Origin of the sequence: Ehrlichia muris AS145 (genome assembly GCF_000508225.1) — a bacterium.
Classification (GTDB): Bacteria; Pseudomonadota; Alphaproteobacteria; order Rickettsiales; family Anaplasmataceae; genus Ehrlichia; species Ehrlichia muris.
In genome coordinates, this window is the sequence record NC_023063.1 from 102,225 (window position 1) to 121,182 (window position 18,958).

Annotated in this window: 16 protein-coding genes and 3 tRNA genes; 9 read left to right on the plus strand and 10 right to left on the minus strand. The window is 30.8% G+C overall.

Annotated features, from left to right (window positions below; translation table 11 throughout):
* Nucleotides 1-316: 316 nt before the first annotated feature.
* Nucleotides 317-2,266 carry a hypothetical protein gene (locus MR76_RS04670; RefSeq protein ID WP_024071730.1) on the minus strand — a complete coding sequence of 650 codons (1,950 nt, stop codon included), beginning with the start codon at nucleotides 2,264-2,266 and terminating at the stop codon, nucleotides 317-319.
* 32 nt (nucleotides 2,267-2,298) lie between these two features.
* Nucleotides 2,299-2,380 (minus strand) — tRNA-Leu (locus MR76_RS00420).
* A gap of 92 nt (nucleotides 2,381-2,472) precedes the next feature.
* On the opposite strand from MR76_RS00420, the gene tldD reads away from it, so the two are divergent.
* A complete protein-coding gene (gene tldD, locus MR76_RS00425) occupies nucleotides 2,473-3,876 on the plus strand; it encodes a metalloprotease TldD (RefSeq protein WP_235111328.1) in 1,404 nt (467 codons plus the stop codon).
* A gap of 572 nt (nucleotides 3,877-4,448) precedes the next feature.
* Here the strand turns inward: tldD and ychF are convergent.
* The 3 genes from ychF to MR76_RS00440 form a co-directional block, all read right to left on the minus strand.
* A complete protein-coding gene (gene ychF / locus MR76_RS00430; RefSeq protein WP_024071732.1) occupies nucleotides 4,449-5,537 on the minus strand; it encodes a redox-regulated ATPase YchF in 1,089 nt (362 codons plus the stop codon).
* Between the two features lie 299 nt (nucleotides 5,538-5,836).
* The gene (gene ispF / locus MR76_RS00435; protein WP_024071733.1) at nucleotides 5,837-6,364 is read right to left on the minus strand and encodes a 2-C-methyl-D-erythritol 2,4-cyclodiphosphate synthase; all 528 of its coding nucleotides are present in this window, start codon (nucleotides 6,362-6,364) and stop codon (nucleotides 5,837-5,839) included.
* Between the two features lie 72 nt (nucleotides 6,365-6,436).
* Entirely contained in the window at nucleotides 6,437-7,162 is a 726-nt protein-coding gene (locus tag MR76_RS00440; protein ID WP_024071734.1) for an IspD/TarI family cytidylyltransferase, read from the minus strand.
* Nucleotides 7,163-7,538: 376 nt separating this feature from the next.
* Between MR76_RS00440 and MR76_RS00445 the strand changes: the two genes are divergently transcribed.
* Together MR76_RS00445 and MR76_RS00450 are read left to right on the plus strand one after the other, a co-directional pair.
* Nucleotides 7,539-8,636, plus strand: coding sequence for a hypothetical protein (locus MR76_RS00445; RefSeq protein ID WP_158407219.1), 1,098 nt, complete (start codon nucleotides 7,539-7,541; stop codon nucleotides 8,634-8,636).
* A 99-nt stretch (nucleotides 8,637-8,735) separates the two neighbouring features.
* A complete protein-coding gene (locus MR76_RS00450; RefSeq protein WP_144445921.1) occupies nucleotides 8,736-10,061 on the plus strand; it encodes a hypothetical protein in 1,326 nt (441 codons plus the stop codon).
* A gap of 330 nt (nucleotides 10,062-10,391) precedes the next feature.
* Here MR76_RS00450 and purE read toward each other — a convergent pair whose 3' ends face one another.
* Nucleotides 10,392-10,892 (minus strand): 5-(carboxyamino)imidazole ribonucleotide mutase, encoded by a 501-nt coding sequence (purE, locus tag MR76_RS00455; protein WP_024071737.1) that lies wholly within the window; start codon nucleotides 10,890-10,892, stop codon nucleotides 10,392-10,394.
* Nucleotides 10,879-11,328, minus strand: coding sequence for a TlpA family protein disulfide reductase (locus tag MR76_RS00460; protein WP_235111286.1), 450 nt, complete (start codon nucleotides 11,326-11,328; stop codon nucleotides 10,879-10,881). The genes purE and MR76_RS00460 overlap by 14 nt, the downstream gene beginning before the upstream one ends.
* 410 nt (nucleotides 11,329-11,738) lie before the next feature.
* Between MR76_RS00460 and MR76_RS00465 the strand changes: the two genes are divergently transcribed.
* The 3 genes from MR76_RS00465 to MR76_RS00470 all read left to right on the plus strand — a co-directional run bounded on the left by MR76_RS00465 (nucleotide 11,739) and on the right by MR76_RS00470 (nucleotide 12,502).
* Complete coding sequence (locus MR76_RS00465; RefSeq protein WP_024071739.1) at nucleotides 11,739-12,047, plus strand: integration host factor subunit alpha; 309 nt, start codon at nucleotides 11,739-11,741, stop codon at nucleotides 12,045-12,047.
* 5 nt (nucleotides 12,048-12,052) lie between these two features.
* A complete protein-coding gene (locus MR76_RS04675; protein ID WP_024071740.1) occupies nucleotides 12,053-12,433 on the plus strand; it encodes a MerR family transcriptional regulator in 381 nt (126 codons plus the stop codon).
* Nucleotides 12,424-12,502: transfer RNA gene (locus tag MR76_RS00470), tRNA-Pro, on the plus strand. The genes MR76_RS04675 and MR76_RS00470 overlap by 10 nt, the downstream gene beginning before the upstream one ends.
* 416 nt (nucleotides 12,503-12,918) lie before the next feature.
* Here MR76_RS00470 and MR76_RS00475 read toward each other — a convergent pair.
* A tRNA-Ser gene (locus MR76_RS00475) sits at nucleotides 12,919-13,006 on the minus strand.
* A gap of 245 nt (nucleotides 13,007-13,251) precedes the next feature.
* Between MR76_RS00475 and MR76_RS04630 the strand changes: the two genes are divergently transcribed.
* A complete protein-coding gene (locus MR76_RS04630) occupies nucleotides 13,252-13,938 on the plus strand; it encodes a TRP47 family tandem repeat effector (protein WP_024071741.1) in 687 nt (228 codons plus the stop codon).
* A gap of 787 nt (nucleotides 13,939-14,725) precedes the next feature.
* On the opposite strand, the gene trpS is transcribed toward MR76_RS04630, so the two are convergent.
* Nucleotides 14,726-15,727, minus strand: coding sequence for a tryptophan--tRNA ligase (trpS, locus tag MR76_RS00485; RefSeq protein WP_024071742.1), 1,002 nt, complete (start codon nucleotides 15,725-15,727; stop codon nucleotides 14,726-14,728).
* Between the two features lie 134 nt (nucleotides 15,728-15,861).
* A complete protein-coding gene (locus MR76_RS00490) occupies nucleotides 15,862-16,464 on the minus strand; it encodes a nucleotide exchange factor GrpE (protein ID WP_024071743.1) in 603 nt (200 codons plus the stop codon).
* 107 nt (nucleotides 16,465-16,571) lie between these two features.
* On the opposite strand from MR76_RS00490, the gene ribD reads away from it, so the two are divergent.
* Together ribD and MR76_RS05000 are read left to right on the plus strand one after the other, a co-directional pair.
* Complete coding sequence (ribD, locus tag MR76_RS00495) at nucleotides 16,572-17,651, plus strand: bifunctional diaminohydroxyphosphoribosylaminopyrimidine deaminase/5-amino-6-(5-phosphoribosylamino)uracil reductase RibD (RefSeq protein ID WP_024071744.1); 1,080 nt, start codon at nucleotides 16,572-16,574, stop codon at nucleotides 17,649-17,651.
* A gap of 518 nt (nucleotides 17,652-18,169) precedes the next feature.
* Nucleotides 18,170-18,496 carry a hypothetical protein gene (locus MR76_RS05000; RefSeq protein ID WP_158407220.1) on the plus strand — a complete coding sequence of 109 codons (327 nt, stop codon included), beginning with the start codon at nucleotides 18,170-18,172 and terminating at the stop codon, nucleotides 18,494-18,496.
* Nucleotides 18,497-18,958 lie beyond the last annotated feature (462 nt).

Here is an 18,958-nt window from a genome sequence, read left to right on the forward strand (position 1 = left end):
TTATAAATTCAATTTTTGTAGTGTAAATATTAATTGTGTAACTTTAATTTATTTAATGTTGTGGCAGTATATTTGTATAATATAAAATATGAAGTTTGCTATGTTATTTGTACTACAATCAGGGCTGAATGCATAAAAAAATTATATTAAAGTAGGAAAATAACTTTGACGTTCATTTAATATGTAATGCATATGAAGGTTAACGTATGTTAGCTATATACATTTAGGATGTACTTAATAAAGTTGTAATAGTAAAAAAATTAAAAATTACATAATTTAAAAACATCGTATATGTATATATATTAATATTATAAGGTTACTTGTTTATTGCGGTGGTGTTTTGTTGAATATTAGTAGTGCTTTCTGTAAGGTTATTGGGGGCTTTGATATAATAGTATAATGTAGTTCCTATAAGTGCTATTATACTAAGACACAAAATACCTAATATCACTACCTGATTAATTTTTGTGTCTGTATAATTTGTAAGAAACTTATTACTAAGTGCATAGTATGCTAGAATGCTAGATATTGTGAATATACTAATGCCTATAAAAGCAAAAATCATATTTTTCTTATAGTGATTTTTATGTATTAGTTTGTTTGTTTGTAGAGGTTTTGTAGCTTTTCTCAATGTAGGTGTGCCTTGTTCTCCTGTTCTTGTATAATGACTTGTTTGGGTAGTGAAAGGTTCACGTTTCTTTTGTAGACTTGATGATGCTATAGTTGAGGAAGAGTCTCTTCTTGTTATTGGTGTTACAGCCTGTGAAGTAGAAGGTTGTGTCTGACTAGGTGTTTCAGTTGTGGAATCTGGGAATATATGTATTGCTGTTTCTTTGAATCTGATTGCTTGGTCTATTGATGATGATTGTTTATCAATATCATCAAGACATGTTGTTGATCTTGTATGCTCCATAGATTCAGCTTGTGATTCAGTTGTTGAATCATCTTGTGTAGCAATAATCTGAGAAGTTTGTCTACTTGGTAGAGTGCTTTTTGATATATTCTGGCTAGGAGTTATGTGTAAGTATATGTTGTATTTACTAAGTACTTGCTCAATTTGGAGGTCAATATGTTTTTTGGAAAACATTCGCGATAAAAAATTCTGCTTAGGTAAACTACATATATCAAATAATATCTCCTGGAGATCAATATTAGGATAAAGCTCTAAAGAGTGGACCTTTTTGAGTGAAAGTTCTGTCGTTGGATTAATCTTAAGTTCAACGGTTGTCTCTTCTTTTAATACAAGTTCTATTGATAGCTTTAAGCCTTGTTCTCCATATAAATTATTGAAAAGGTTGATATAGCTGAGTACGTGTTTACAAAACTTTTCTTGTGTGGGCTTATTAGGAACTAATTCATAAATTGCTGTGGTGCTGTTTGTTGGGGATTGCTTATGATATTTTAAGGGACATTCTTGCAGGTTAGGTAGTGCATTTAATTTTTTATGATCTACTTCACATATTATACCAAAATCAGGATGAGTGTATTGAGTATTGCATAAATATTTAATGAATGTTGTAGGGTTTATGTTGGATGTTACTAGGCTTGTTGATATTGAAGCCTGCGATGTTCTACTTTGTGGATTCTTAATATGAATTACAGCTAATTTGAGGTCTGTTGGTTGATTTCCAGGTAATATATTAGTTATTGTAGATGTGTAGTATAAGTTTAGAATAGAATAAAGTTGTGATGTATCCTTTATGACAGGCAAGTTAGTAGTTAGATGATAGTTTAATTTTGCTAGGTCAAATTGCATATCGAATATAGCACTGAAAGATAAGGTAAATGGTTTTCTCAAGTCTATTATGGAATGGTGCCTTAATTGATCAGATATAAGATTGCTGATAACAGATTTTAATGGTGTTGCAATTGTTATTGTATCAAAGGAAATTTGTGATAAAATGCTACCTGGGTTTATTGTTATACTTTTGCTGGTGTTATTGGTGTGTATTTTAAAACTTAATGATTTTTGTATTAGTGGTATTTCCTCTGCAGGTGGATTTGAGTGATATGGAAAAATAAAGTTTGCTACAATATAAAATTGTAAAAAATTGCATAAAACTTTACAGATGGGTTCTGTTACGATGGGTTTGTCTTCTTCTGTATGTTCTAATATGTAGGATACCTTTAGAAATTGTTCTGATACTTCGTGTAATATGTTGTGTGAAAATCCTGGAAGAATTGAGCTTCCTAAATCTGTGATGACACGGCCAACTTCTTGATTGATAAAACTAGATTTTTGTTGTGTTTCTGTTGGTGTAAACATATGACCTAATAATAGATTATAGAAAAAATAAGTGCCCGAAAGAAGAGTTGAACTTCCACAATATAAAATTACTAGCACCTGAAGCTAGCGCGTCTACCGTTCCGCCATTCGGGCATATATTAGTTGATTTATTAAGAATTGTACTATAATATGTTGATTTTATCAAATTAAATCTTATGGTTGTAGATATATCTAAAATAGAACAGATGCTTCTTGCTCATAATCAAGTTAATGAGAGTACTGTAAGTCACATTGTTAGTGATTGTTTATGTGTAGCAGATGGTGGGGAATTATTTCTGGAAATGTGTGTGTCAGAAGCTCTTGGCTTTGAAAATGGAATTCTAAAATATGCAGATTTTAATTCACATCAGGGATTTGGTTTAAGATCGTTTTGTAAAGAATTGACCACTTTTGTTTGTTCTTCTGAGATTACTGAGCAGGAAATAGTAAATGCTGCAGCTTTAGTAAAATCTATTAATAATAGTAATAACGGTGGGGTTATACATTTAAACAAAACAAAACCTCTACTATATCCTGAGACCAACCCTTTACAGGATATGGCTTTTGATCTTAAAGTAAAACTTCTACGACAAGTTGATGATTACTTGCATAGTAAAAGTCCATATGTAAAGCAAGTGAAAAGCTCTCTTAGTGGACAATGGCAAGTAGTTCATATTATTTTGCCTAATGGTAACAAAGTTTATGATGTTAGGCCACTTGTAAGATTTAATGTATCTGTTATCTTGGAAAAGAATGGAAGGAAGGAAAGTGGTTCTTCAGGTCATGGTGGTAGAGCTTCCTATGAGGAATTTATTGGTGATGGCAAATGGCAAATAGTTGCCGATGAAGCATTACGTCAAGCGTTAGTTAATTTAGAATCAGTTCCTACTCCTGCTGGTGAAATGACAGTGGTTTTGGGCCCCGGATGGCCAGGAGTGTTGTTACATGAAGCTGTGGGTCATGGATTAGAAGGGGATTTTAATAGGAAACAAGTTTCTGCTTTCTCACGTTCTATAGGTAAAAAAGTAGCAGCAAAGGGCGTAACTGTTGTTGATGATGGTACAATACCAGGACGCAGAGGTTCTATTAATATAGATGATGAAGGTGTTCCATCAAGATACAATGTATTAATCCAGGATGGAATATTAGTGAGTTATATGCAAGATAAAATGAATGCTAACCTTATGGGTACTACTTCTACTGGAAATGGGCGTAGGCAAAGTTATCAAGATGTTGTGATGCCACGAATGACAAATACATATATGTTGCCTGGTAATTATTGTCCAGAAGAAATAATTGCAAGTGTTAAAAAAGGTATATATGCAGTTCACTTTTCTGGAGGACAGGTAGACATCACATCTGGAAAATTTGTCTTTTCAGCTTCTGAGGGTTATTTGATAGAAGATGGTAAAGTTACATATCCTGTCAAAGGTGCTACAATTATAGGTAATGGTCCTGATGTGTTAACAAAAGTGTCGATGATTGGAAATGACTTGAAACTTGATTCTGGGATTGGCACTTGTTCTAAAGATGGACAAGATATACCTGTTGGTGTAGGACAGCCAACTCTTAAAATAGATAGTATTGTTGTTGGTGGGACAGAAATCTAATTTGGAAATTTATTAATCTGTTAAAAAATTACAGCTATGTGAGTTTATATAATATTGAAGGTTGTATTATTAGTATGTTATATTGTGAAAGGCAAGTTTTTGTATTTTTCAGTATTTGAAATAACCTAATGTAGTTGATTTTTATTATTAAATGTTGGTAATGGAAATTTTTAATATGAAGATATATATGAAATTATAGTTGTTCTTTCTTTAAATATATAACTCTGTTTAATCAGTTATGATTTTATCATAAGTAGTAATTCTTACTGGATATGTATATAGTATATAGAAATGCTTTCATTGTATCCAAGTGCCAGCAATAGATCTAGCAGAATGTAGATATGACTAATTTATGTGATGAAAATTGTAGGGTATTTTGTTGTTTGTAATGTAGGATTGTGTGCATATTAATAATTCAGCAATAGAGTAGAAATTGTGTATAGGGTGTATATGAATGTGATAGTGTTGTGAATAAGTAATATAAGATTATATAAAACACCTAATCAAATAATGAGAATATAGTAAAAACCGTGTACATTACTAGCAATAATATTAAGGAGATAGAGTAATGTTTATTTATTGTGTCTAAAGTGTATTATATCCCCATCTTGTACTACATAGTCTCTTCCTTCAAACCTGACCTTACCAGCCTCTTTACATTTTGCCTCTCCATTATATTTTATGTAGTCATTAAAACTAATGAGTTCTGCTTTTATAAATCCTTTTTCAAAATCAGTATGTATTACGCCTGCAGCAGTACTAGCAGTAGAAAATCTTTTTATTGGCCAAGCGCGTGCTTCCTGTGGTCCCAAGGTAAAAAATGTGATCATGTCTAAGAGATCATACATTGTTTTGACTACAGATGTTGTACCGGATTCTTGTAAGTTAAATTCAGCTAGAAAAATTTGTTTTTCCTCCTCTGTTTCTAAGCTTGATACATCTGCCTCTAATTTTGCTGATATACAACAAAATTTATTGTGTTTTTTTTCTGCCATAAGCCTTACTTTTTCTGATAAAGCATTACCACTGGTAACGTTGGATTCTTCCACATTGCATACGTACATCATAGGTTTTGTTGTAATAAGTTGTAATTGTTTTAAATCATCGCCTAGATGTGTTGCACTTTTTGCCAAATTTCCAGCTTCTAAGATACTGAGTACTTCTAATATATTGTCTAATTTTTTTCTTGGTTCTTTATTACCTTTTACAGCCTTTTCCATTGCAGGTAAACGACGTTTTAAACTTTCAATATCAGCTAGAATTAACTCCATTTCTACAATCTCTGCGTCACTTATTGGATCTACAGTTTGATTAACATGACTAATGTTTTGATCACTAAAACACCGTAGTACATGAATAATAGCATCTACCTCCCTTATATGACTTAAGAATTTATTTCCTAGTCCTTCACCCTGACTTGCTCCACTAACTAATCCAGCAATATCAACGCATTCTACTTGATTATATATGATTTTCTTAGAGGATGCCATTTTTGCTAATGTCTTTAATCTGTGATCTTGTACTATTGCTTTGCCGATATTTGGCTCTATTGTGCAGAATGGATAATTTGCAACCTCTGCTATCATAGTTTGTGTTAGTGCATTAAATAAAGTTGACTTACCTACATTAGGTAGTCCAACAATACCACAGTTTAATCCCATAATAATAATCAATAATCGTAAATTAAGATTGTATCATTAATTACTTACTTGTGGTACTCATAAATTATGACAAGAAAATGTTTGTTAATATTTTTATACTGCATTTGTTGTAATTTGGAAAAGGGAAAGAATTATAGGATTGTTTGCATTATAGGTTACAGCATGTTTATGCTTTTAATTATCAACTTTTATAGATTTTTATTTATATATGAGAGGATATGAAGCCTATAAGTTCTGGTTAGTATGTTACATATCGAATATAAAGTTATCAGTTTTATTTATACTGATAAAAAATAATGCTATTGCTGACTTTGTAAACAACATAGAACTACGGCCTGAGCAGCTACTCCTTCTTCTCTGCCAAGAAAGCCTAGTTTTTCTGTAGTTGTTGCTTTAATGTTAATGCATGATGCATCTGTCTTTGTAAGCAATGCAATATGTTCTTGCATTTCTAATGCATAAGGCATAATTTTTGGCTGTTCACATATGATAGTTATGTCAGCATTTGAAATAGAATATCCTTTTTCTTGTGCTTTTTTTTGTGCTTCTATTAAAAAGTAGTCAGATTTGATATTTTTCCATTTATTATCTGTGTTTGGAAAGTGCTGACCTATACTTCCGCATCCTATTGCTCCTAGTATCGCATCTGTTAAGGCATGTAGTCCTACATCTCCATCTGAATGAGATATGATCTTCTTATGAAAATTGATTTTTATGCCGCATATTGTAATGAATGTATTGATGTTGTCATGGGAGGTATTGTCAAATTTGTGTACATCGTAACCTATTCCAACCTTAAACGTTGGTTTATTTATGTATTGATCCATATAGGGTTCTATTTCAGTTAAAAATGAACTGGTATTCATTATACTGTATTTTGGCAAAGATGAAATACGTTGTTATTTTAGAGTATTGTTCTTGTCATTATTTATATATTCTCTATATGAGATTGCTCTGTGTAAATCTTCTATGGTTGTAATTTTAAAGTTGTTATAATTTCCTTCAATCGTCATTATTGGAATATTATAATTTATCATGAGAGATGATTCATCTGGGAATTCTCTGTTAGGTTCAGTATTGTGTGCAATTCTATGATATAGTAATATATCATTATATTTATATGCTTGTGGTGTTTGAACTGATTTTATGGTATTCCTATCTATGTTTTTGATAACAGTGTTATCTTCATGTATCATGTGAACAGTATCGATTATTGAGAGCACTGGGACAACTCCTGAATACTGCATTAGTATTGATTCCATTTTATCTAGCATTTTTAAATCTGCAAAAGGACGGCATGCGTCATGTATTATAACAAAGCGTGGATTAATGCTTTGAAGACTCTCTAATCCAATACGCACAGAGTCTTGTCTTCTTTTTCCTCCATAGACAGGTGGTAATAATTTGTTATGTTGTATTTTTTGTAAGCAGCTATTATATAGGGATTGATGATTCTTCCTAATGACTACTTTTACGTGACTAATCTTGGGATGTGAGATCATGTGATTGATTGTACTGCAAAGTATGTTGTCATTACCTATTGGATAATATTGTTTAGGAGTAGTACCTAACCTAACCCTATTTCCGTAACCAGCTGCAACAATTAACAGTATGAACTTATGCATATGCTCAATGCTTTTTTATATGATGTTTATAAACTCTCTTTCAAGATCATTTATTTTAGATAATATTATTATAATTACACAACATGAATGTTGTGTAATTAAATTTATTTTATTAACATACGTAGATATAATTACTTTACAGAGATTAATGATTAATATACATTAAATTAATATTTTAATTATTGTATCATTGCACATTTAAGTATATTAATATATTTATGATATTGAGTTATAAACTGTATAGTAGATGAGGATACTTACCGTGATTCTTAATAAGCTATTTAATACAAGAAAGTGTGTAGTCTCGGATAGTGGTAAAAAGTCATTAACAATGCGATTATTTTTACTAAATTCTTGTATAAATGTTCTACTTGTGATGCAGATGTTCTCTTTGGTAATATTATTTGATGTTGCATATCTACAAAAAAAGCCTCTATATGTTGTTTTAATCATGGTAGTTTTAACAGCTATACTTTCTATTGCATTGATATGTTTATTCTATGATAAGTATGTGGCAAGTAAAGAGGATGAAGTAAAGTTTAAAACAATACCTGAAAATGTTGAGGTTCTTACATCTTTACTTCAAAGATATAAATCGTTTGGGGATTTATTCAATTCTACAAATTACTTGGAGAAAAAAAATAAGTTGGAATCCATAGAACAAAAAGATTTATTTACTAGTAATAGTGTTGATAATCTAAATAGTCTTCAAGTTAAGATTGAGAGAGAACTACAAGACTTGATAAAACATTGTAGAGACAGAATACCTCAGATATATAGCGAATTGGAAAATATGGATATATCTGGAATCACTGAACTAGCTGTATCCAATGCTAGTTTTTTTACTAAAGATAATGAGACATTAAAGGGTTTATTGGAAGTAGGTAAGTTAATAAGTGAAAAGGAAGATGAAATTAATATTCTGTTAAAGAGCTCTTGTGAAAAAATATTACCTATAATAGCAAGTGTTATTGAAAGTGTGAAATTATATGAGCCTTGTTCTCAAGAAAATAGCATAGGGTCTTTTTTCTATAAGTGTAGTGATAAAAGGGAAGAGTTAAAGGCTGCTTTGATTAATGCTGAGTCTATATTGCAGAAGTTGAGTAAACAAGAAATTGAGTATCCTGCATTTAAGGTATTATATAATATTGTATGGTGTATAGAGTCTTTTATACTATATGTGCAACAAAAGGATATGGGAATTATCAACCGAATACAAAAATTTGTGAAGGATGTTACTTCTCATAGTAATAATGTAGCTAATCAAGAGAATAATGGAACTTTGCTTGAAAAAAATATTTCGGAAAAGGATACGGCACTTGTTGCACAGTTGGTCCAATTACAAGATGTAATGTTAAGATTGTGTATTGTGCAACTGGGTAGTAGATTATGTAGTGTTTTTACCACACCTTGTACAAATTATGATATTGCTGGTAGTGTAGTTACATCTGATCCTGCTACACAATGCTTGTAAAATGCATCACTTTTATGATATACTATAAAGCATGGATATAATGTTTTAGTTCTTTTTCTAGTCGTAGCCTGTAACATGTTTAATTTTGTATGAAATAATATGCTAACTGATCAAAAATTCAATAAAATAAATCAAGCTTTTTCTAATTATTCTGAGATCCTTCGGCGTCATAAATCACATTCGAAGTATAGAACGTTGTTAGCTATTTGTACATATTTGACTGTATTAGTTAGTCTGGTTTCTATTGTGGTGCTGTATCACCATAATGAGTTTTTTCGGCTAATATTTAATGGTAAGTACAAATTATTTACTGCAAATGTACCTATGGCTTTTTCAATAGCATTAATTGTTGCTGTACCGTCTTTGATATTATTGTGCTTCTTGATTTATAAGATGTGTAAAGGTCAGAACCTAACTAATCAACTTGTAGGTGACACTGATCTCCTTATGAATTCTGCTATGGAAGTCTGTCAATTTTTACAGGATGAGTTAAATACTAATAAGCAGAAGATTAATCTTATGATAAGTAGTTATGAATGCTTAGAACATAAGTATAGTGTTCTTGCGCATCAATGTAGTGCTGGCCTTGATAACCTTAATGCTGAATTGACAAGACTTGATGTATTACTTTCTCAAACTACAGTTACTACGGATAATAGGCTTATAGTACTGCAAAATATGGTTGCAGATATTAAACAAAAGATGCTTCAGATATCTGTTTGTCATAGTAGTGTTAGAGAGATGGAGAATAGGTTAGTTAAGTGTATCAGCAATTCATTGCAAGCGTCGAATATAACTTTACAGAATAAAATAGAATTACTTAAAGAGTTGCGTATTGATTTATCAAGCCCGTTATCTAGTTTAGACGGTCTGAAATGTAGTATACAAGTTATTATAAACTGCATAGAAAGTGACGTGCCAGAACAATCCCTCTTCTTAAAGTTTAATAAATTATATAGCTGTATGAGGAAATTACGTACTAGTTTGTTAAGTGTGTTGTTAAATGTGGATATATTACAGGTGGATACAGGGGCTGCTTTGAGTTTAGTACAGCAGCTGGATGAATTGTTCACTATCTTTAATAAGCAAATAAAATATCATACTGGTAATGATGCTAAAAAACTCCAGGATATTCACTTGCACGCGCAATTACTGCAGATACGTCTACTGCGCTTTTTGGTTCAACAACGCTCTACTATGTTGACAGATGCGTGTGATTCTACTACTAAATTTATTGCAAGTTGTTCCACTGAAGAGGAAATGCGTGTGCCTGCTAATGTAGAAGAAACTGCAATACCTGGGACTGTTGTAGCTGCTGGGTTGTTTAATATTAGTGATGATTCAGCAATAGTAGATGTGGGTGTTGCAGGGCTGTCTTCTGTGGATACAGATAGTAAAGGTGCTATTGGTAGCGCTCATCCATAGTTATAAATATCTCAATATTGAAGTGATTATGTTAAAGTATGAACTGCTTATAAAAGCTTTTTGATGTTCCTCTGTATTTTAGTAATTATGCACTTTTCTATAATATACATAAAGCAATTTATTAGCTTATAAAGGCAGAATAAGGTGCTATTGGTAGCGCTCATCCATAGTTATAAATATCTCAATATTGAAGTGATTATGTTAAAGTATGAACTGCTTATAAAAGCTTTTTGATGTTCCTCTGTATTTTAGTAATTATGCACTTTTCATATAATATACATAAAGCAATTTATTAGCTTATAAAGGCAGAATTCTGTTCTTTAATGAAACTTATAATATGTCCGGGGTTAATTTTACTGAGTCAGATAAATTCTTTCTCCATATTTTTAAGTTCTCTCTAATTTCATCATTTTCTAGAGATAAGATTGATGCTGCCATTATAGCTGCATTATATCCTCCTGATGATCCTATAGACATTGTTGCTACAGGTATTCCTTTGGGCATTTGTACTATTGATAACAAGCTATCTATTCCGTTTAAGTTACTGCTTTTTATAGGTACTCCTATGACTGGTATGTGTGTTAAAGATGCTACTAATCCTGGTAAATGGGCTGCTCCTCCTGCTCCTGCTATAATGACTTTGAACCCATTGTTTTCTGCAGATTTTGCAAATGTATAAAGTCTTTCTGGTGTTCTATGAGCAGATATAATCATTACTTCATGAGTTATGTTCAGCTCTTTTAGAATTGATATTGAATTGTTCATTGTTGGAAAATCTGATTGACTTCCCATAATGACTGCGACGTTTGTAGTGTTTTTATTGGTTGACATGATATTTCTCTATAACATCTTGAATAGTTGATTTTAACTTGGGTATGTTATCTATATTAATTATTGGATCCATTCCATTATATAAAACTGCTATGTAAGGAATATGATGATTAAATGTTATGCCTTTGGTAGTTAGATGTGACAGTAATTTTTCCATATAGTTTTGGGGTACATTATATGGAGTGAAATGTAGATTACCTTGCTTAGATAAGAAGGATCGTAGCTTAGCTTTATCTTTATCTAATGAAATAATGATTGGATTAATATTCTCATTATCGGCAATGACCTTGTTAATTACGGGCATCTTTTTTATGCAGCTACTACACCAAGATGTGTAGATTACTATAACATTTACTTTTGAATCTTTTATTGTCAACATCTCAGACAATGCTGTATCTGAGTTGATTTCCTTGATTTGTAATAGCGTATCTGACATGTTATTCTGTATTCGATAGTAGGAGGATATCTTATTGATAGTAAGTGCAATGAATAAACAGATGATACAAGTGAAAAATACAAAGTGTTTATCATTCATAAACATTACCTATTTATATCTTTATGTATTGCTTCTAACAAGTACTTGAAATTTTACTATATATTATATAGTTGCTTGCTGAAAGATAATTTTGATCTATAAAGGTTATTTTAAAATATACTTTAAAGTAGATTAATATCATTTTTATGAATTTATTAAGTTAAGTCAGCATGAGATTAGAGTGGCGGTGTGGAAAAATTAATTATATGATAGTTTTTATTTCTATATTTAGTATATTTATAGAATATAACCTTGAACTTTTTATCTAATAATATAGAATAAACAGCATTAAATTTTAAGTTATTTGTGATATGACTCAAACTCTTACTAAGTCGAAGATAGCAGAAGTTATTAATAGAGATGTAGGGTTGTCTCGTGAGGATGCTTCATCTATTGTTGGGGAAATTTTAGATGAAATGGTAAGTGCATTAGCGAAAGATCGTATATTAAAAATATCTTCTTTTGGTACTTTTAAGTCTTATAAAAAGAAAGCACGTATGGGTCGTAATCCAAAAACTTCAGAGGAATTTGTTATTAAAGAACGTAATACTGTATCATTTTATCCGTCAATGCTTGTTAAACATTCGATTAATAGTGATGATGATACAGAAAAAAGGTGAAGTTAATGAATGAGGATAAGCTGTTACAAAGTGAATACAGTGGTAAGCTTAAAACAATAGGCGAAGTTGCAAAAGACTTGAATGTTGAGCAGTATGTGCTAAGGTTTTGGGAAGAAAAATTTCCTCAAATTAATCCAATTAAGCGTCGTGGGAGAAGGTTGTATTCACAAGTTGATATTGATACTTTAAAATATATTAAATATTTATTATATGATAAAGGGTATAAAATTAAGGGTGTCCAACAAGAACTAAATAAGAAAACTGCTAAGGTTAGTAAAAACAATAACAATATGGATCACAGTATTTATAAAGAAAGTTTGGGTAGGGTACTAGATGAGATATTGAACTTGAGAGATAATTTATTAGAGAAGCTAAACGGAATGTAGCGCAGCCTGGTTTAGCGTGTCAGTCTGGGGGACTGGAGGTCGTGGGTTCGAATCCCATCATTCCGACCATTTGTTTGATGTAGGTATTGAAAAGTAATTTTTATTCTATTTTTAAAAATTAATATTATTTAGTCTTTATGCTTGTGTCCATAAGTAGTGTGTGTAGGGTTATAAACTAAGTATATATTATGTATTTTAAGTTATCTTATATGAAAGTTCGGGGTAATTTTCTATTGGAGGATAATAGTAAAATCTATAAATAAATAGTGATGTAGTATTTGATTTTTTTAATAATATTGTAAATACATGATATGTTGCTTTATCTATAAATTATAATAACATTATTGAATATGCAGGTAGCATTTAAGAATTCAATAATCTAGAGACATTTGCTGCTTTTTCCCCTCCTGCTATAACAATGTTAATGAGAAGAATAACAGCTGTATAATATCATAAAAAATATATGGGGTTACAAGCGGAAAACGCGGATGGAGTGGGATTCGAACCCACGGTACGCTATTAACGTACGTCAGTTTTCAAGACTGGTGCCTTAAACCACTCGGCCATCCATCCAATTTACTTGTAGCATAATATTTAAAATCGTGCAATATCTCTTTAATTTGATTATTTAAATTATGAATGGTGCTTAATATTAATAAATTAATATTATTAGCATGAAAATAGAAATAATAATATCACATATCGATTATTTGTAATAATGAAATGTTTCTTTTTTGCTGCAGAGAAAGTTAGTTTAAAACAAAATTAACACACCAAATTGTATAATTAGAGTATGCTATTTTACTAATGGTTATTGTATGCTTCATTTAACAACAGAGATTAATAATATTGATTTCTCTAATAACTTGAATATTCATAGTGGGGACAGGTTTGTTGTTACAAGTAATGACATGCAGCTTGATGTTGGAGAAGAGCCTGGTCATGGTTATCATATTTTATTCAAAAACAATGGTCATGTTATATCAGATTTTCATGGTGTACAAGCTGAGAACTTTATATTTGATGTAAAAAATCATAATTTAAAAGCTTCTTTCTTAGTTGATCCTATGGCACCTTTTGAAGAATTAGATAAGGATAGCCATCCAAACTTCTTGGTTAGCATGCATACTGCAAGTGATTGTGGTGCTGATTGTACTACTGACGAGTTACACAGTCATGCTACACATGCAAGAGGTGAGATTGAATCTTTAATAGATCAAATCGCATCTTCAGGTGAAAGTATAATACTTCAACCTGCTGTTATAGATAATACATCTGAAGATGTTAATGTAACTGAAGGTGCAGTATCTGTACTTAGTGATAATAATGTATCTGATGATACAGAAGATTCTGACAATTCTGACAATACAACTGCACAAGTAAGTTCTGAAAGTGAACCTAAATCACGCTTTGTTGAACTGGCTGAGAAAATTCGTGACAATGAGTCTTTTGCACGTGAAGAACAAATAGCTGCTAACTTTGGTGGTAAATACTTTTATTTCTAAAAAAATTACTAATTTAATTTTTTAAATGCTATAACACTGTAACAAATATCTCTATTTTTGTTCTGTAACCAATTAAAGGTTTAGCTTCTATTTTTATAGAAGCTAAACCTAGTTGTCTTAGTCAAAATTATTGTAATCTTATAGGTACAAAATATATACTATGTTTTGTATTTATGTTGTAATACCAATTGGTGAGTTAATCTTTTATTAAATCAATAAATAAACTTTTTATTTATTCTTGTCATTGTTACTATAGAAGTGCGGGGACTGGTTTTTAACTTGTAATATGTAATTCACTTTTATAAATTTTTACTAGTTGGCCGTACCTTTTTATAATGTAATTGCTTAAAAATGTGAAGGGGGTGGGGGGAAGTTGAGTTATTGGTGCTATGCTATAAGATTAGCTATACCATAAAGTTTTTAGGACTATCAAAGAGTGGTACAATCTCACAAGTGTGCCAATTTATAAAAATGGATTTTTGTTTTTTCATCTAGTGATGGTTAATGTTATACGCAATAAAAATTTTATAAGTCATTACTACTTTAGCATGTTGATAAGGTTAACTGCTAAGAATGTCTATCATCAAATTGCAAAGTATTACACCTGTAGTGAATAATATAGCCCCAGTACGTACTAACAGCTTTTGTTACTAAAGTATAAGGTGCTATATAAATTCTTCATTTCTAGCATGTATTTATTACTTACCATTAATTATCACGTTGCAAGTAGTGCACATATAATGAAAGTATAATCACATACGTAGGAGATTTTGTTATTGTAATAAGATTATGGCCAGTACCCTACGATTTCTTTAATTTCTGATATGTGCTTGTTAGCAATAGATGTTGCTTTGTTGTTGCCTGATATGATTATGTTATAAAGTTGTTCTTTATCGTTAAGCAATTCTATGACTCTATTTCGTATTGGAGCAATGTTATGAATGAGTAATTCTGTTAAGTGTTCTTTGAATTGCTTTGTAGTAAAATTTTCGATATCAATACATGCTTGTTCTATATTAATGTTTAAAAGTGTAGCGTATATACTGACAAGGTTCTTTACTTCAGGTCTACTATCTAAATTAGTAAAATTGAACCCTACTACAGAATCAGTAGTTGCTTTGCTGATTTTTTTTGAAATCATGTCATTGCTATCATATAAATTAATGCGTGTATAATCTGATGGGTCAGATTTACTCATTTTTTTCTTCCCATCTCTTAAACTCATGATTTTTGCTGACTCTTGTATAATCAATGGTTCTGGGATTTGAAAGTATTGTGTATTGTATGTAGAGTTAAAACTTATTGCAATGTCTTTAGTTAGCTCTAGATGTTGCTTCTGGTCAATACCTACTGGTACAACATTTGCTTTATATATTAATATATCAGCAGCCATTAGTACTGGATAGCTGTATAAACCTAAACAGGATGTTGATGAATTGTTGCGACTTTTTTCTTTAAATTGAGTCATTCTGTTTAATTGTCCCGTTGGAGTTATACAACTAAATATCCAAAACAGTTCTACATGTGCATGGATGGACGATTGAGTAAATAAAACTGATTTGTCTGGGTCAATACCACATGCTAAGTATGTTGCTAACGTATTTATAGTATTTTGATTTAATTCAGTTGGATTATAACTTTTAGATGTTAAAGTATGTAAATCTGCAAGAAAGAAAAAGCACTGATGCGAATTTTGTAAAGACACCCAATTACGTATAGAACCTAAATAATTTCCAAGATGTATACTACCACTTGGTTGTATACCAGATAAAACAATAGGCATAGACATAACTATCATCCTTTAGTGACTAAATGTTACATTATATAGTAACCATATAATTATGCATATGTTCTTTATACATAAAAAAGCATTGATACGCGTTAGCATAGTAAGAATAGACATACACCGAAACTGGATTATGGCTAGTCACTCTTCTTAGATATTATTACTGAAGCTGCACGTAATAGCTTATCTTTTATTATGTATCCAGGTTGTACTACATGTAGAATAGTATTATCATCTTTTTCATTATCAGTCATTTGGGATACGGCTTTATGAAACTGGGGATTAAATTTTTCTCCAATAGGATCTATTCTAGTAATATTATGACGTTCTAGAGTATTTAATAGTTCTTTGTAAGTCATCAGTACTCCTGTATGGATGCTATCATCTTCCTTTAAGTTTTTTAGAGATGTTTCTAAGTTATCACAGGAGCTTAATAAATCACGAGCAAAGTTAGAAATTGCATATACCGATGTATCATCTATATTCTTTTGCATGATACGTTTAACATTTTCTTTGTCAGCAACCGCTAAACGAAATTGGTTTTGAAAATGTGCTAATTGTTCTCTTAATTTATCTAATTCTGATAAATCTTCATGCAATTTCTCTTTCTTCTTTAACCCTGCTGTGAATTTTCTCTGTGGAGCTGCTTGAGGTTGATTAGATTGAATTTGCTCATCGAGTTTTTCGTCAGACTTGTTATGTTGTGGACTTTTTATATTGCTATTGCCGTTATCACTCATAATTCTAAACTTGTTTATACACTCTAAGGAATATATAGTAACATTATAAGAAAATATCAAGAGTTATGAGTTTTATCAGTATGGTTTTTCTGTGTTGTTAATATTTTATGATACATTACGATAAGAAATTTATGTCTCTGGCATTGAGGATTGCAAGGCGCGGTCTTGGCAATGTATTTCCAAATCCAACAGTTGGATGTATAGTGGTGAATCGTGGAATAATAGTAGGACGTGGATATACGCAGGTTGGTGGCAGGCCGCATGCAGAAGTTATAGCATTAGATAATGCTGGACATCTAGCAAAAGGTTCTACTGTGTATGTAACTCTTGAGCCATGTTCTCACTATGGACAGACAGGACCTTGTGCATTGAAATTGATAGATGCTGGTGTAAAGCGAGTGGTAATAGCTGCTAGGGATCCTGATGTACGTGTGTCTGGAAATGGTATAAAATTATTACGTGATGCAGATATAAATGTAAAGTGTGACGTCATGTATGAGGAAGCACGAGAGTTGAATATTGGATTTTTCCATAGTAAAATCAAGAATAGACCTTTTATTACAGTAAAATTAGCATCTACTTTAGATGGGAAAATAGCATTAAAGAATGGGAATAGTAAATGGATTACAAATGAGCTGACTCGTAATTGGGTACATAAGCAACGGTCTATGTACGATGCAATTATGGTTGGTAGTAATACTGTTGTTCGTGACAATCCAATGCTGAACACTAGAATTCCTGGTTTAGAGTATTATTCTCCAATAAGAATAGTAATTGATCGTTCTGGGAAAGTTTGTGATTATCATAATATAATAAAAACTTCTAATGTTATTCCTACGTATATTTTGACAAGTGACCCTTCTAAAACAAAATTGGGTAAGGCTAGTTATCTAATAGTTGAGAACGGAGATAATTTCTTAAAAAGAGCAATGAAGATGCTCTCTATGAAGATAGGTATTACTCGATTGTTTGTTGAAGGAGGTGGTATTTTGATTACAGAATTGCTTAAAAATCAACTAATTGATAAGATTATATGGTGTAGATCAAATAAAATTTTTGGTAATGATGCGATATCATCTATTGGTGATTTGAATATATTGGCACTACAACATGATTATAGTTATAGAAAAATAAATACATTGTATTTTGGGGATGATATTGTGGATATTTTAGAATGTTGTAAGTGAGTTAAAATCCTGTGATTAGTATAGTGTTGATAGTTGTTTAATTTTATAGGACATGAAGTGTATCAAAATTTCAATACTTTGATGATTTTGTATGGTTTCAAGAAAAGTATATATTATGTTTGGGACATAATAATATGTAAGGTATTTAGAATGTTGTGAATGGGTAGTATTCTTTGCTTGTGATGTTAGTAGTTATTTAGAAAATACTTTAAAATATATAAAAATTTCAAAGCTTAGTAGCTGTAGTTCATAACTGTATATTGTGATTATTATTACTTTTTTTAAATATTTTTATAGAATTAGTATAGTGCATATTTTTGATTATGTGTTAGTAAATTGTATGTAGTAAAAATGTTTATTGTCTTAGTAAATGGGCAAAATATTATAGAAATTATGTTGTTTTACCTTGTATTTGTACATTATTTATGTGTATAAATACAGCAGTATTGTGATTATAGATTATGATTAGTGTTTAATTAATCACATGCTACATGTTGGATTAGAATATGGATAAAAATATGGATAAAAATATGTTACAGGTACCTGAGAAAGAACTGCCAGTGTCTCTTCAAATTGAATCACATGATGCTTCTGAAGAGGTTCAGTTGTCTGGTGTTGATAATGACAAATTAGCTGAATTCAATATTGATCCGTATGAGTTAGGGTTACTATTAGCTGGGTTTTTTAGTGCAATGAATTCTTTATCTTATAATTGTCCGCAGTATCATTATCATTATTATGATTGTTGTTATGATCCTAATGATTATTTTGATTATACTGCTAATGATTGTTGTATGCGTCCTGAAATGCAGGATAGTTTACTACAAGAATATTCAGAGGCATAAAAGATAATTATTGACTTCCTAAAGTTATAGAAAAGTAGCTTTTGTATTGTATAAGTGAGTCGTTGGTTAAGTTTTACTATATGGTTGTAGCTTTTTTCGTATGAAGTTACTTTTCTTGAGTTATTTGGTGATTTTAGTCTTGAATTCTATAAGTTATCTCGTTTGTGTTTTATGCTGTGTTGGGTCTGTGTAGTCCTCTTTTAGTGTTTTTTTATAAGTTTGGGTGACTATAAAACTAGAGCTTGTGGTTTATATGTAATGCGGTATAAATATTTGATGTGACTTTTTTAAATGATGCTGTATTGTATATGTAGTTTTTAATATGTTAATGTGTATTTCTTAGGTATTGTTGTATTTTGAAATAGTATTAAATCCTCGTATTATGGAACTTATGTTACATGCTATTGTAACCTTTATTGAAAGCTTTTTATAATTCTTTGAAGTGCTTTTTTCTTAATTAAT

Bases quoted from the DNA above. Each gene is read 5' to 3' on its own strand.
- MR76_RS04670 (WP_024071730.1), bottom strand. From the start codon at position 2,266: ATGTTTACACCAACAGAAACACAACAAAAATCTAGTTTTATCAATCAA.
- tldD (WP_235111328.1), top strand. From the start codon at position 2,473: ATGCTTCTTGCTCATAATCAAGTTAATGAGAGTACTGTAAGTCACATT.
- ychF (WP_024071732.1), bottom strand. From the start codon at position 5,537: ATGGGATTAAACTGTGGTATTGTTGGACTACCTAATGTAGGTAAGTCA.
- ispF (WP_024071733.1), bottom strand. From the start codon at position 6,364: ATGGATCAATACATAAATAAACCAACGTTTAAGGTTGGAATAGGTTAC.
- MR76_RS00440 (WP_024071734.1), bottom strand. From the start codon at position 7,162: ATGCATAAGTTCATACTGTTAATTGTTGCAGCTGGTTACGGAAATAGG.
- MR76_RS00445 (WP_158407219.1), top strand. From the start codon at position 7,539: ATGCAGATGTTCTCTTTGGTAATATTATTTGATGTTGCATATCTACAA.
- MR76_RS00450 (WP_144445921.1), top strand. From the start codon at position 8,736: ATGCTAACTGATCAAAAATTCAATAAAATAAATCAAGCTTTTTCTAAT.
- purE (WP_024071737.1), bottom strand. From the start codon at position 10,892: ATGTCAACCAATAAAAACACTACAAACGTCGCAGTCATTATGGGAAGT.
- MR76_RS00460 (WP_235111286.1), bottom strand. From the start codon at position 11,328: ATGTCAGATACGCTATTACAAATCAAGGAAATCAACTCAGATACAGCA.
- MR76_RS00465 (WP_024071739.1), top strand. From the start codon at position 11,739: ATGACTCAAACTCTTACTAAGTCGAAGATAGCAGAAGTTATTAATAGA.
- MR76_RS04675 (WP_024071740.1), top strand. From the start codon at position 12,053: ATGAATGAGGATAAGCTGTTACAAAGTGAATACAGTGGTAAGCTTAAA.
- MR76_RS04630 (WP_024071741.1), top strand. From the start codon at position 13,252: ATGCTTCATTTAACAACAGAGATTAATAATATTGATTTCTCTAATAAC.
- trpS (WP_024071742.1), bottom strand. From the start codon at position 15,727: ATGTCTATGCCTATTGTTTTATCTGGTATACAACCAAGTGGTAGTATA.
- MR76_RS00490 (WP_024071743.1), bottom strand. From the start codon at position 16,464: ATGAGTGATAACGGCAATAGCAATATAAAAAGTCCACAACATAACAAG.
- ribD (WP_024071744.1), top strand. From the start codon at position 16,572: ATGATACATTACGATAAGAAATTTATGTCTCTGGCATTGAGGATTGCA.
- MR76_RS05000 (WP_158407220.1), top strand. From the start codon at position 18,170: ATGGATAAAAATATGTTACAGGTACCTGAGAAAGAACTGCCAGTGTCT.